General features: G+C 69.1%; 10 protein-coding genes. 5 read left to right on the top strand and 5 right to left on the bottom strand.

Annotation, left to right across the window (positions count from 1 at the left end):
* The first annotated feature begins 250 nt into the window (after positions 1–250).
* Entirely contained in the window at positions 251–1,309 is a 1,059-nt protein-coding gene (locus AB0N07_RS47335; protein WP_365846611.1) for a vWA domain-containing protein, read from the top strand.
* Between the two features lie 128 nt (positions 1,310–1,437).
* On the opposite strand, the gene AB0N07_RS47340 is transcribed toward AB0N07_RS47335, so the two are convergent.
* Together AB0N07_RS47340 and AB0N07_RS47345 are read right to left on the bottom strand one after the other, a co-directional pair.
* Positions 1,438–2,223, bottom strand: a complete 786-nt coding sequence (locus tag AB0N07_RS47340) for a class I SAM-dependent methyltransferase (RefSeq protein WP_365846613.1) — start codon at positions 2,221–2,223, stop codon at positions 1,438–1,440.
* A gap of 716 nt (positions 2,224–2,939) precedes the next feature.
* Positions 2,940–3,929: an LLM class flavin-dependent oxidoreductase gene (locus AB0N07_RS47345; RefSeq protein WP_365846615.1), complete on the bottom strand. Its 990-nt coding sequence runs from the start codon at positions 3,927–3,929 to the stop codon at positions 2,940–2,942.
* A gap of 87 nt (positions 3,930–4,016) precedes the next feature.
* Here AB0N07_RS47345 and AB0N07_RS47350 point away from each other — a divergent pair, with 87 nt between their 5' ends.
* Positions 4,017–4,883 carry a helix-turn-helix transcriptional regulator gene (locus tag AB0N07_RS47350; RefSeq protein ID WP_365846617.1) on the top strand — a complete coding sequence of 289 codons (867 nt, stop codon included), beginning with the start codon at positions 4,017–4,019 and terminating at the stop codon, positions 4,881–4,883.
* 345 nt (positions 4,884–5,228) lie between these two features.
* Here the strand turns inward: AB0N07_RS47350 and AB0N07_RS47355 are convergent, their stop codons facing one another.
* Entirely contained in the window at positions 5,229–6,134 is a 906-nt protein-coding gene (locus tag AB0N07_RS47355; RefSeq protein ID WP_365846619.1) for a LysR family transcriptional regulator, read from the bottom strand.
* 146 nt (positions 6,135–6,280) lie between these two features.
* On the opposite strand from AB0N07_RS47355, the gene AB0N07_RS47360 reads away from it, so the two are divergent.
* From AB0N07_RS47360 to AB0N07_RS47370, 3 genes are all read left to right on the top strand, one after another.
* Positions 6,281–7,399 (top strand): PrpF domain-containing protein, encoded by a 1,119-nt coding sequence (locus AB0N07_RS47360; protein ID WP_365846621.1) that lies wholly within the window; start codon positions 6,281–6,283, stop codon positions 7,397–7,399.
* Positions 7,396–8,793, top strand: a complete 1,398-nt coding sequence (dctA, locus tag AB0N07_RS47365; protein WP_365846623.1) for a C4-dicarboxylate transporter DctA — start codon at positions 7,396–7,398, stop codon at positions 8,791–8,793. Before AB0N07_RS47360 ends, dctA begins: the two co-directional genes overlap by 4 nt.
* 497 nt (positions 8,794–9,290) lie before the next feature.
* Entirely contained in the window at positions 9,291–10,361 is a 1,071-nt protein-coding gene (locus AB0N07_RS47370) for an alpha/beta hydrolase (RefSeq protein WP_365846625.1), read from the top strand.
* Between the two features lie 70 nt (positions 10,362–10,431).
* On the opposite strand, the gene AB0N07_RS47375 is transcribed toward AB0N07_RS47370, so the two are convergent.
* A complete protein-coding gene (locus AB0N07_RS47375) occupies positions 10,432–11,409 on the bottom strand; it encodes a hypothetical protein (protein WP_365846627.1) in 978 nt (325 codons plus the stop codon).
* A gap of 108 nt (positions 11,410–11,517) precedes the next feature.
* A complete protein-coding gene (locus AB0N07_RS47380) occupies positions 11,518–13,035 on the bottom strand; it encodes a lysyl oxidase family protein (RefSeq protein WP_365846629.1) in 1,518 nt (505 codons plus the stop codon).
* Positions 13,036–13,274: the final 239 nt, after the last annotated feature.

Consider the following 13,274-nt stretch of genomic DNA (forward strand, 5'->3'; position numbering starts at 1 on the left):
GAGATCGTCGTACGACGGACGACGCTTCGACAGGCCCACGAACAGACCAACGATCCGATCAGCGGCAGGTCACACGACCTGCTGAGCAGTCACCGTCGGCGGCTTGAGGACCTCAACGCCCTGAGCCAACAGTCGTTACGGCGTTGAGCCACTGGTGTGCCGGGGGCCCGGTCTGCGTGAAAGGCCGTTGTCAGTGCCTCCCCATAGAGTGAAAGCATCATTCGGGGCAGCTCGGAGGGGGAGCAGAAGCATGTCCGCAAACAGGATCCAGCACAAGGTGAACCACGTCGCGCTGGTGGTGGACTGTTCGGGTTCCATGCGTCCGCACGAGAGTCAACTCATTCGCGTCGTGGACGAGTTCGTGGCGGGACTGAAAGCCGAATCGGACAGCCTCGGCCACGAAACCCGGATCAGCCTCTATTCCTTCGACCACAAGGTGGAGAACCTGGTCTGGGACATGGACGTGAAGCATCTGCCGTCCATGCGTGGTCTGTACCGGGTCAACAATGGCGCCACGGCCCTCATTGAGGCTTCACTGAAGTCCTTGGAGGACCTGGGGCATATCTGGGAGGAATACGGCGAACACAGCTTCCTCCAGATCGTGGTGACGGACGGCGAGGAGAACGCATCTGGGGGCGACAGGCGGCACGACGGCGACATGACCATCCTCGGCCCCTGGCTCGACAGGATCACGGCGAAGATGGGCGGGCTCCCGGGCCACTGGACATCCGCGATCCTCGTTCCGAACTCCCTGGCCAAGCGGACCGCGCAGAACTACGGTTTCCCGGCCGGGAACATCGCCATCTGGGACGCGGATTCCCAGAAGGGCGTCGAGGAGGCGATCGGCACCGTGCGCGCTGCCGCCACCAGCTTCCTCCGGGGGCGAGAGCAGGGCGTGCGCGGCACGAAGAACCTGTTCGCCGTGGGTCAGGACATATCACTGGACGAGGTTCGAGCGAACCTCGAACCGATTCCGGCGAACAAATACCGGCTCCTGAAGGTCGACCAGGAGGTCGAGATCCGCCCCTTCGTCAACTCCCACCCAGGTGTGACGTACGAACGCGGTTCGTGTTACTACCAGTTGGGCGCGCGGGCTCAAGTTCAGCTGAACAAGGAAGTCATCGTGGTCGAGAAGGACACCGACCGCGCCTATACGGGCGATGCGGCGCGCACCCTGCTGTTCGGCTCGGGTATCCAGGGGACCGTCTCCGTGAAGGCGGGAAACAACCCGAAGTTGGAGGTATACGTGCAGAGCCGTTCGGTGAACAGGAAGCTCAAGCCGAAGACGCGTCTGCTCATCATGCTCTGAAACCACACGGGTAAGAACCTGGAGTCCGAGGAGAAGTTCACCTTCGGACTCCAGCGTGAAATCGGAGTGCGCCGGCGCCGGCGCGGGTACGCCGGTGCGTCAGGCGCCGCGACGCCCAGGACGAGTGTCTACTCGCGGTCGTCAACAGGGCGAGCCTCGCCTGATGCAGCCGCACCCCGACGGAACAACGCGGTCCACAGGAATGTCACGCCGAACAGTGCTGACTCGGGGGGTTCCTCCCGCATGCGGCGCAGTTCCACCTCTGCCAGGTCAGAAAAGATCCAGCGCAGCGACTCGGGTGTGTAGGCGAGGCCGCCCTGCAGCTCGCGTTCACGGTAGAGGTCCGCGTCGGTGAGTTCCGAGCCCATTCCCTCCGCGCCGGCGGCGAAGCTGGTGAGTGCGAGATGGCCGCCCGGTGCGAGGACGCGGTCGAGGAGGGCCAGGTAGCTGACGCGGCGGTGCGGCGGTAGGTGGTGGAAGCACCCGGAGTCGACGACCAGGTCGTATGGGCCGGTCAACTCGGTGGTGGGGAGCGCGAAGGCGTTGCCGCACAGGAAGCGGACGTCGACTCCGGCTTCGTGGGCCCGGTCTTCACCCCAGGCGACGGCCACCGGGGAGAGGTCGACGGCGTCCACCTCGAAGCCGCGCGAGGCGAGGTACACGGCATTGCGGCCCGGTCCGCAGCCCAGGTCCAGGGCCCGGCCGGGAGCGATCAGGCCCTGGTCAAGGTAGGTGGCCAGGTTCTCGTCCGGTTTGGACACGAAGAACGGGACCGACCTCGACCGGTCGGCATAGAAACGGTCCCAAAAGCCCCTGCCGTCGCCGGTCGCCAGGCGGCCGGCCTCGGATTCGGATGCGAAGAGCCCGTCCAAGAGCGCGAGAACATCCTCGACGGTGCGTACGGTCCGGTCCATCCGGCCCCCTTTCGACCGACGTCGATCGTAGGAGCGAGGATGAGGAGAGACCAGGTCAGGCGATGTATGTCGACGATTGGAATGGGCTGCTGGGGGCCCCGGCGGACACCAGCAAGCGCCCAACCCAGGCCCCGACTCCTGGTCCGTCCAGCCCCCCCGTCAAGGGCCGGAGAGGGGCCATCCCTGGCTGCGTCGGGGAGACTGTTTCGACGAGTTTTCCAGCGGTGCCACAGAGCGACGGTTGTCTGATGTGGCACTGGGGTGAGGCTCAGGTTTGCTGGTGGCGAGCAGGTGGTCGCAGTGGCCGCACATGTCGCGTACCGGGCGGACCATGTTGGTCTGGATGCCGAGCGCCACCCACGGTGTATGCGAGAGTGCGGTAGCCGCCTGGTTGCGCTTCGCATCGTGGAACGGGGCCCGGGCCGTGGTGGAGTGCTCGGAGTAGTCGTCATGGGCTGAACACAGGGCGTGCTCCAGCCCGTACCGGAAGGAGGTCGTGCGCCGGGTGCGGCCTCAGATGAAGCAGTCCACGCTGAGCTCCAGCCTCGTTTGCCAGTGCAGGTTGTGAAAGTCCTCGGCTTGCAAGGGGCCCATCAGTTCGGCAGTGATCCCAACACTTCGCAACACCGCGCGATCGTCCCAGACCGCGGCCGGGACCCGACGACCGCGCCCTGCGCGTCACCGCATCGGATGCCTCGCTGGAACCGGACTGTCCCTCATCTCTCCCTCATCTCAACGCAGTTCACGGGTTCAGGCTCAGCGGCCGTCTTCTGGACGGCGGGGATGAGGTCTGCGAGCTGTTCGAGTTGGTCACGCTGGGAGTGCAGGTCGAGGGCGCCGAGTCGTACGACGACGTGCCGGGCGCCGGCCGCGACGTATTGCCCCAGGCGCCGGCCCACGTGGTGGGCGGAGCCGGTGACAACGGCCTGGATCCCCTCCAACTCCTTCAGCGGCATGCCGTAGGTGGCTCGCGCGTAGGCATCCAGTGCTCGACGGCCCTTCTCGATGTCGTCGTCCAACCATATGGAGACGAACAGCGCGGGGGTCACGTCCTCGGCTGCACGCCCGGCCTCGGCCGCCGCCTGGCGGACATGGCGAAGACCGGATGCGTAGTCGGCGGGATCGGGCGGGTAGGGCAGCCATCCGTCGTACATCCGTCCGGTGCGGGACAGTGCTGCGGGTGTCGCGCCGCCGAGCCAGATGGGCGGGCCGCCGGTCTGGGACGGCCTGGTCGTGGGCGGGATGTCGTCGAACCGGAGGATCTCGCCGTGGAAGGAGTCGGCGCCGTCCCGCAGGGCCCGCCACAGCGCGACGGTCTCGTCCAGGCGGGCGAAGCGCCTTTCCCACGGCAGCTCGGACAGCGTATAGAGGGGCCGCCCGAAGCGGCCGGGGAAGCCGGCACCGACGGTCACGGTGAGTCGGCCACCGGACAACACGTCGATCGAGCCAAGCGACTGCGCGGCCTGGACCGGTCGCCGCAGGAACGGCATCAGTGCAGCCGTACCCAGTGTCACGGTCTCGGTCGTCGGGGCGAGCGCGGCCAACATCGTGAGTGCCTCGATGCGCGGGCTGATCAGGGAGTCGTTGACGAAGAGCGAGGAGAAGCCCAGCCGTTCGGCCTGGCGGCCGAAGGCGATGAGCTCGCGAGGGTCGTCGGCCGGGCCGCACTGGGCGGTTCCGGTCGGAAGCAGTACGCCGATGTCCATGGCGGCGATGTTCGGCGACGGCTGCGAGAGGCGACAATTCCCCGCGGGGAATGGCCAGGGACACGTCGCCGCCGTTACAACTGGCCCGTGGACTTCCCCCGTGCGCTTCGCGAACGTCGTACCCGTCGTCATCTCAGCCAACTCGAGCTGGCGCTTCGGGCGGGCACCACGCAGCGCCATCTCAGCTTCATCGAATCGGGCAGGTCGGCCCCCGGCCGGAAAATGGTCGTACGTCTGGCCGAGTCGCTGGAACTGCCGCTGCGGGAGCGCAACGAGTTGTTGCTGGCCGCCGGGTACGCGCCCGCCTACCCCGAGAGCGCACTCGACGACCCGGTGCTGGCTCCCGTGCGCACGGCGATCGATCACATCCTGCGCGGACATCTGCCGTATCCGGCACTGGTGGCGGACCGCAGCGGTGGCCTGATCGCCGCGAATTCCGCATTCGATCGGATCACCGAGGGGGTGAGCCCCGAGCTGGTCGGCCCGGGCACGAACATTTACCGCCTCGCGCTGCATCCCGACGGCCTCGCTCCCCGCATCCGTAATCTCGCCGAATGGGCGCGCCACATCCTGGCCCGCCTCGGCCATCTGGAGGAGTTGCGCGCCGAACTCACCGAATACGTTCCTCAACTCGATCCGTCCGCCGGGCTACTCGGTTTTGCAGTTCCGCTCCATCTGCGGTCTTCGTACGGTGAGCTGCACCTGATCACGACCGTGACCACCTTTGCGACCGCCGTCGACGTCACACTTGCCGAGCTGAAGCTCGAGGCGTTCCTGCCCGCCGACGCGGCGACAGCCGAGGCACTCTCGGTGGCCGCCGCTGCTGCGGCGGTTCAGGCCCCCGGGCCGTGGGCGCGGTGCGTGCGCGGAGCGGGCCTGTGGCGGCATCAGTGCTGGATATTCATGGCCTCATTGCGCACCGCTTCCACGGCTCCGAGGACGGCGGCAGCTTGATGCTCGACGAGTGGCCCGACCAGCAGAGCTTCGAGTCGCTTTTCCAGGAGCAGGGGCCCGAGACCAGGCCGATGTTCGAAGCCGCAGGGGTATCAGCGCAGATCGAGCCGACGTTCTGGCGGGAGCCCACGACAAACGACGCCTGCGTTTGGGGTGTCTGAGAGGAACTCTCGGCGTCGCCGACTTCGGCGGGCGGGGGTGCCTGCGCAATGTGTTGCCGCCTCGGCGCAAAACCATGGGGTCTTCCAACCCGCGCGGACAACTACGGCGCCACCTGCCACGCTGCGCCGGCTGGGCTGCCGTTCGGGCCGCCGTGGACGACGGCGACTGCACCGCCCTTGACCGTCAGAGGATCCGGGCCACAGCGGCGTCGCGGAGGAGTGCGGCGAAGGTCAGGGCGGCGGGAGTGGGGGAGTGGTCGGCCATGCGGACCAGGAGGATGCGGCGGATGGGGGCCGGCGGCTGGAGGGGCAGGACGTTGACGCCGGGTCGGATGCCCTCCAGGGCCAGAGTGGGGGCCAGGGCGACGCCGATGCCGGCGGCGACCATGGCCTGGGCTTCCTGGTAGTCGTGGGCCTCGTAGGCGATGTGGGGCTCGAAGCCGACGGCGCGGCAGCCGCGCACGAGGGCTTCGGCCACCGGGTGATGGTCGGCGCGGGTGATCCAGGGGTCGTCTGCGAAGTCGGCGAGCGAGGCGGCGTCACGGCCGGCGAGTGGATGCTGGTCGCTGACGAGAAGGGCCGGCGGGTCGTCGAGGAGCGGGGTGACGACGATGTCCCCACGATCGATCCGGCTCCAGTCGTAGTCCCACATCAGCGACATTTCGATCTCCCGGTTCTCCAGCATGGTCCAGAGTCCGGCGATGCGGGCACTGCGGACGGTCAGCCGTACGTCGGGGTGGGCGTCCCGGAAGGCGATCACGGCCCGCGGGAGGAGCGAGGCGCCGACGGTGGGGAAGGTGCCGATGCGCAGCGTGCCTGCGCGCAGCCCCGCGTAGTCGGCGAGTTCGTTCTCCGCGGCCCGCAGTTCCCGTTCGATCCGGTGCCCTCGTTCGGCCAGTGCCCGTCCGGCGTCGGTGAGGGTGACGCCCCGGGCGTGCCGTTCCAACAGGGGTTGACCTGCCTCCGTTTCCAGACGGCTGATCTGCTGCGACACCGCTGACGGGGTGTAGTTGAGGGCGCGGGCCGTCGCGGTCACCGAGCCGCGCCGGGCGACCTCCGTGAACAGCAGGATGCGCCGGACGTCGAGCATGTCGCCACCTCCAGCGTTCACTCCAGCTTAATAGCCATGCAGATTTCCGAGATTGTACTTCACGCTGGCGTAACCCACCGTGGAGGACACCACGCACGGCGAGGCCGTCGGTGGACTTCCCTTTCCACGTATGTGAGGAGTCGGTTGTGCTGCGTCTGCAGGGCGAGATGATCCGCGGAGGAACCAGCAAGTGCTGGATCTTCGACCACCGCGACGTGGTCGCCACGGGCGTGGACGTCGATGCCCTGCTGCTCGCCGCCTTCAACGCCGCCGACCCGCGCCAGATCGACGGCGTGGGCGGCGCTTCCTCCACCACCTCCAAGGCCGCCGTCGTACAGCCGTCGAGCCGACCCGGTGTGGACGTCGAGTACGCCTTCGCACAGGTCGGGATCGGCGACGAGCGTGTGGAGTGGGCCAGCAACTGCGGCAACTGCGCCACCGCTGTGGCCCTGTACGCCGTCCACCACGATCTCGTGCCGATCGCGTCGGACACCACCACCGTCCGCATGCTCAACGTCAACACCGGGGCCCGCCTCACCGGCACCATCCCCAGCCCCGGGGGCGTGGCTCCGGAGGAGGGGGTGGCGGTGGTGCCGGGTACCTCGGCACGGGGCGTGCCGGTCCTGCTCGGGTTTGAGGACCCGGCGGGCTCGACGACCGGACGCGCTCTGCCGACCGGCCGGGCACTGGACGAACTGACCGGCCCGGACGGTCCCGTCGAGGCATCCCTGGTGGACGCCGGCGCGCCGGCCGCGCTGTTCGAGGCCAAGGCGTTCGGACTCGACGGCACCGAGCCCCTCACCGCGTTCGCCGCCGCAGTGCCCGCGCTGACACTGCTGCGCCGCCAGGCAGCGCTGGCCATGGGCCTGGCCCGGGAGGGCGATCCCATCAGCCATGCGGTGCCGAAGGTCGGCATCGTCGCCCGACCTGCCCCCTACCGCACCACACAGGGCACACTCGTCAACCAGGACGAGTACGACCTGGCCGTGCGCATGGTCTCCATGCACGCGCCGCACCCGGCGATCGGCCTGACCTCCGCCGTGGCCCTGGCCACGGCCGCCGCCACCCCCGGCACCCTCGCCCACCGCGTCGCCCGGCAGACCGCCGACGGCACGCTCCGCCTGGGCACCCCCGCCGGCGTGGTCACCACCCAAGCCGTCCCCGCACCGGACGGCGCGTCCCCCACGGTGCTGCTGCACCGCGCCGCCCGGCGTATCGCCCGAGCCGAACTCCTCGTTCCCGTCCTGGAAGGACGCCCCGCATGAGCCGCAACGACGCCGCCCCGGGTACCGTCACCGCACCACCTGGCCGCATCCGCCGCCTGCTGTCCCACCTCTACATCCAGTGCCTGATCGGCGTCCTCCTCGGCGCCGCCGTGGGCGGGCTGTGGCCGTCCCTGGGCGCTGACCTCAAACCGCTCGGCGACGGCTTCATCGCGCTGGTGAAGATGCTCATCGCTCCGATCATCTTCTGTACGGTGGTCCACGGCATCGCCTCCATGGGCAACGCCCGCGCGGTCGGCCGCGTGAGCCTGAAGGCTCTGGTCTACTTCGAGGTGCTGACCACCGTGGCCATGGTGATCGGCCTGGTCGTCGTCAACGTCGTCCAGCCGGGCAGCGGTCTGCACATCGACCTCTCGACCCTGTCGACCAAGGGCCTGCCACCGGAGGCGACCACGGCCCACGAGGGCTTCGCCGAGTTCGTCCTCGCCATCATCCCGGCCACCGTGGTCGGCGCTCTGACCGGCAACGAGATCCTGCCGGTGCTGCTGGTGTCGGTGCTGTTCGGCTTCGGGCTGCACGCCAGCGGGGAGGCCGGCCTCGGCATCGCCCGGGGCATCGAGAAGTTCTCCACGGTCCTGTTCACGCTCATCCGCTGGATCATGCGGCTCGCCCCCATCGGCGCGTTCGGCTCCATGGCCTTCACCATCGGCAACTACGGCCTGGGCACCCTGCGCCATCTCGCCCTGCTGGTCGGCTCGTTCTGGCTGACCGCGCTCTTCTTCGTCCTGGTGGTCCTCGGGACCGTGATGCGCCTGAACGGACTGCGGCTGCTGCCCTTCCTGCGCTACATCAAGGAGGAGCTGCTGATCGTCCTGGGCACCTCCTCCACCGAGCCCGTACTGCCGCGCATGATGGCCAAGCTCCAGCACGCGGGCGCCTCGAAGCCGGTCGTCGGCATCACGCTGCCCGCGGGGTACTCCTTCAACCTGGACGGCACCGCCATCTACCTGACCATGGGCTCGGTCTTCCTGGCTCAGGCCCTCGGCATCGACCTCAGCCTGACCCAGCAGGTGACCATGCTCGCCATCATGCTGCTCACCTCCAAGGGCGCCGCAGGCGTCACCGGCTCCGGCTTCATCGCCCTGGCCGCCACTCTCAGCGCCGTCCCGCACGTTCCGGTGGCCGCCCTGGCGCTGATCTTCGGCATCGACCGGTTCATGTCCGAGGCCCGAGCCCTGACCAGCCTGGTCGGCAACGGCGTCGCCACCCTGGCCGTCGCCCGCTGGGAGGGCGAACTCGACGAGTCCCGCGCCAAAGCCGTCCTGCGCGGCGAAATCCCGTATGCCCCTGTCGCCACTCCTTCTGCAGTGACCGCCGAGCCCGGCACCAAGGAGACGCCCGCACCCACCCGCGACCCGGTCCCCGCCGCAAGCTGACGCCGCGTGGGAGGGCCGGCCCGGGACAGAGGTTCCGGGCCGGCCCTCCCATGTCTCGACCTGTGCAACCGGGACCCTGGCCGGCTGATCATGGCGCGCAGGGTCGAACTGGGCTTTGGAGCGCAGAAGTTGAGCCAGCAACCGGGGGCGCCGGCCAGGTAGCGGGCCGGGCGGTGCTGCTGGTGCCGCCGGCGCGTGACACCGAAGAGACAGGCACTGCCGAACACTACGGCCACCGCCGAGGGCCGCTCGGTCCCGTACGGCGAGAATGCCACTCGCCCCCGGAGATGCCCTGGCCTGGGGCACTCGGCTTCGCCCGGGCGGGTTCCTACCCCCACGGGAGTAGGTGTGATGACGACCCTCGGTGGATGATCCGGGTTCTGGACAGGGCGATGCTGTGGACAGGGCGATGGGCGTTTGCCTGATCGGCGTGTCCGCGTCGTCCGTGACCGTGCCGGCCGTCGGGGTTGTCGGCCTGAAACAGAATGGGAACTCGCGTGGATGCCGACTCTCCGGCCGGGCGGACCGAGCCCGCGCCGCCGGATTCCGACGCCGTGCAGTGCACCGCCGCGCCGCGCCCGCCGCGGCTCAGGCGGTGGTTGAGACGTGTGGCGCTCGGTTGTGCGGTACTGCTCGCAGTCGTCACCACGGCGTCGTTGGCGTACAACGCCTTCACCGCACGACGTGCCGCGCTCCCAGGAGGCCTGCGATACGTTCAGGCGGCCGATGTCCGTACCCGTTACCAGACTTGGGGCACGACCGGTTCGCCGGTTGTCCTCGTCCATGGCGCGTTCGAGCAGGTGGACACCTGGTCACGACTGGCACCGCTCCTCGCGCGCGGTCACCGGGTCTACGCACTGGACCTGACCGGAGACGGCTACAGCGAACGCCGCGGCCCGTACACCGTCAGCCACTTCACAGAGCAGTTGCTCGGCTTCCTCAGCGCCATGCACCTCGGTGGGCCGGGGGAGCGCCCCCTGCTGGTGGGCCATTCCAGCGGCGCCGCAGTCGTCGCGGCGGCGGCACTGCGCGCACCTGGGCGGATCGGGAGCGTGATGCTGCTCGATGGGGATGCCCTGAACACCGGCGCCGGCCCACCGTCGGCCCTCAAGTACCTACTGATCGATCCCTATCGCACCAGCTTGTTGCGCCTTGGACTCGGCGCCGACTGGCTGATCCGCTCCTTCTACGACACCCAGTGCGGACCGGCGTGCCCACCTCTCGACGCCGCCGGACTGGATCAGTGGCGTCGGCCGCTACGGGTGCCGGGCGCGGAGGCCGCTCTGTGGAGCATGCTCGGTGAGGGCGTGCCCGGCCTCCCCGCGAGCCAGGTGGCGCGACTCGCGGCCGTCGACATCCCCAAGTCGGTCGTGTTCGGTGCCGAGGACGACGTGTTCAGCAGACAGACCCCGCAGCAGACCGCCCGGCGCATCGGTGCACCGCCGCCCACCCTCATCCCCCGAGCCCGCCACCTGACCATGATCTCCAGCCCTCGTGCGGTCGCATCAGCGGTGGAAGCCCTGGCAGGCGCGCACTCTGCTACAGGGCAAGGTGGAAGTCCCCAGTGAAAACACGGTGCGGCCAGAGACGGTTGCGGTGCTGTCCGGTGCGGCCCCCGGGCAGCCCATGAGGTTGTGGTCAGTCGGCCTCCGCGCCTGCGACCAGTGCATCGAGCGCCGTTCGCACCGCGGCCAGTTCGGCCGGTGTGGGATCGGCCGGTTCGTGCGGTACGAGCGCGGCCGGGTTCACCACGGGGACGGTTCCCTCCGGACCAGGCGCAGCCGTGGCGCGGGCCAGGAGCGCGCCGGTGTCGGGCGGCGCGGTGCTGAGGCCGTCGCCGAGTCTGCGCAGTGCGGCCGCGAGCGGGGGCTGAGGGAAGGGGAAGTCCGCGGGGAGCAGCTCGGCTTGCCGGGTGTGGTCGTCGCCGCGGAAGTCCAGGGCCCAGTTCTCCCAGCCCGGCAGCGGCCAGTTGTGGATGCCGGCCACGTTCTGCACGGCCCAGAGTGAGGCGGTGCGGGCCTGCGGGTCGAAGTGGACGCCGCCGTAGGGCATGTCGGTGAGTGCTGGGGTGTGCGGGCACGCGACGGCCAGGTCGATGAGGCCCGGTCCGCCGGCGAGATGCTCGACGGGCTCCCAGTCGCTGCCCCAGGCGCGAACGCTTCCGTCAGGCATGCGCAGAGAGACGACGGAGCAGGGCTCGGTGTATTCGGTGGCCGCGAACCCGGTCGGCTCGAAGGTCTCGAACCAGCCCGGTTCACGGGTCACGTCTCTGCCGAGGCCCAGGTGGTGGGTCAGATCACCCAGGCCGTCGTGCGCGAAGCGGACGTCCCAGCCGGGCCACGTCCGGGCCAGTACGGCTCGGGCGGCGATGTGGTCGGCCCAGCTGTCGGCGAAGGCGAACCACAACAGGATCCGGCGGTCGTGGTCGACGAGTGCGGCGCCCTCGCACCACACGTCGTCGAGCCACTCGTCGATCTCCCGGTTGGCACGGAAACAGCGTGTCGCCGCGGCCGGACCGGGCAGCAGGTCGTCGACCACCCGGCCGGCGGCCCAGTGCGAGTAGTACCGCTGCCAGGTGCCGTTCTCGACCACCACGTACTGCGCTCGTGCTCCCATGATCAGCGAGGCTAGCCCCGCCGGACGACGGCCGGCGAACCCTTTTCAGGTGACCGGTTCACGGGACAGCCCGCCGGGGATCACCGTCCGACGTACTGCCTCTCGGCGTCAGGGAGCGTCGATGAGGCCGTACTTCGGCACGGTCACCGTGCGGGCCCCGGGCGTGCCGCCGAGGATGACCTTGCGGTACGTGATGTTGTTGGCCGTGCTCTGCTCCTTGAGCCGGTTGTCGGGGTTGGCGATGACCTGGATGTAGTACGTGCCGTTCGGCAGGTCCGAGACGTCGAAGGACTGACCGGGCCGGGACTGGCTGTAGGTGTCGCCGTTGCCGACGTCCAGCACCTCGCGCACCGAGACGGCGGTCTCCTCACCGCAGGCGGTGGCGAGGTCGGTGTTGTACGGGTGCCAGTCGGCGTTCTTGACCGTGTAGTCGATGGCGTCGGTGTTGGCCAGGCAGAACGCCTCCTTGCCGCTGCGGACGATCTCCCTCTTGTCGGCGCCGAGCAGCCGGTAGCTGGCGAAGTCGCTGAAGTGCCAGTGCTGGTGTCCCTCCCGCGGGTCCCACTCCATGGTGCCGGTGGGCGTGTATCCGACCTGCTTGCCCTTGGCGTCGTAGAAGTACTGGTACGCGTCCATCTTCTCCGCGCCGGGCTTGCGGAACCCGTCCACGACCAGTGGCGAGGGGCCGCCGTTCCATACGGTGGCGCTGAAGGCGAGATAGTCCTTGCCGGGGGCGGCACCCACTCCGCCCTCGCCCCCGTCGGTGATGGCGATGCCGTACGCCGGGAGGGCACGCAGGTCGGGTTTGGGCACGTCGGCGGGAACGGTCGCCCTGCCGACCGGGCGATTCGCGACCGGCTTCAGGCTCTTCGACGCATTCTTCTGCCCGCGCTCGACGTCGGCCAGGCCCTGGCCCCCACCGGAGTTCTGGCGGACCGTCACCTTGACGGTCTGGGGCTTGTCCGCCATTCCGAACAGGTCGCGGTACTTCTTCGCCACCGACACCTTCGCGGTGTAGATGCCTGCCGGCAGGTCGATGAGGTTGCCTTCGCGGAAGCCCGGCGAGGTGGCCGCGGCCCAGCCCTTCTCGACACCCCATACCCCGCCGAGCGCGAACGGGTTGTCGGAGCAGCCGTCGGGGTACTTCGAGGTGGCCGGGGCGTCCGGCCGGATCCGGCCCGCCCGGGTGTTCGGGCAGAACGACTCCGTGGTGTCGGCCACCTTCGCGCCCGACGCGTCGCTGATGCTGACCTTCAGGAAGTCCGGCAGGCCCGAGAAGTCCTTCACCAGGCCGTTCGGCAGGCTCTTGGTCACCGTGCGGCCACCGGAGTGGATCACCTGTGTTGCGACGACGGGGTCGTTGTAGGACTTGCGTGTCACCCGCATCTCGAGCGGTCCGCCGTCGACCGTGAGGTAGGTGCCGAGGTCCAGGTAGACCCCCGGCTCGCCCTCGTAGCGATTGACGGTCACCGAGGAGGAGGCGGCGATCAGTTGGAGCTCCGGCGTACCCGTCGGTGTCGCCGCTCCCGCGCCGGGCGCGGCCAGGGTTCCGGCGGCGCCGACGGTGAGGGCGGCGGCAGCGATGATCGCCGACCGCCGTAAGACGGTGGGGTGGTGTCTGGTCATGAGTGCTCTTTCTGCGTCTGGTCGGGACGAGTCGTGCACGCCTTGCAGGCACGGAAGGAGGTGCTTGTGTGCCAACTGTGAAAAGGTTGAAAAGTCGACCCAGGTTGTCTGGCGGTCGAAAGTCGCCCTGAATCCATGCAAGTTGCAAGGCCGGGAAGTTAAGGCTGGCTGGGGCGCTGTCCAGGCGCGGGTGGGCGTGCTGGCCCTGCGGTGAATGACGAACGGGACCGCTGGTAGAT

It is taken from the genome of Streptomyces sp. NPDC051172, assembly GCF_040682555.1.
Classification (GTDB): Bacteria; Actinomycetota; Actinomycetes; order Streptomycetales; family Streptomycetaceae; genus Streptomyces.

Coding starts and splice junctions, on each gene's coding strand:
- AB0N07_RS47335 (WP_365846611.1), top strand. CDS start 251: ATGTCCGCAAACAGGATCCAGCACAAGGTGAACCACGTCGCGCTGGTG.
- AB0N07_RS47340 (WP_365846613.1), bottom strand. CDS start 2,223: ATGGACCGGACCGTACGCACCGTCGAGGATGTTCTCGCGCTCTTGGAC.
- AB0N07_RS47345 (WP_365846615.1), bottom strand. CDS start 3,929: ATGGACATCGGCGTACTGCTTCCGACCGGAACCGCCCAGTGCGGCCCG.
- AB0N07_RS47355 (WP_365846619.1), bottom strand. CDS start 6,134: ATGCTCGACGTCCGGCGCATCCTGCTGTTCACGGAGGTCGCCCGGCGC.
- dctA (WP_365846623.1), top strand. CDS start 7,396: ATGAGCCGCAACGACGCCGCCCCGGGTACCGTCACCGCACCACCTGGC.
- AB0N07_RS47375 (WP_365846627.1), bottom strand. CDS start 11,409: ATGGGAGCACGAGCGCAGTACGTGGTGGTCGAGAACGGCACCTGGCAG.
- AB0N07_RS47380 (WP_365846629.1), bottom strand. CDS start 13,035: ATGACCAGACACCACCCCACCGTCTTACGGCGGTCGGCGATCATCGCT.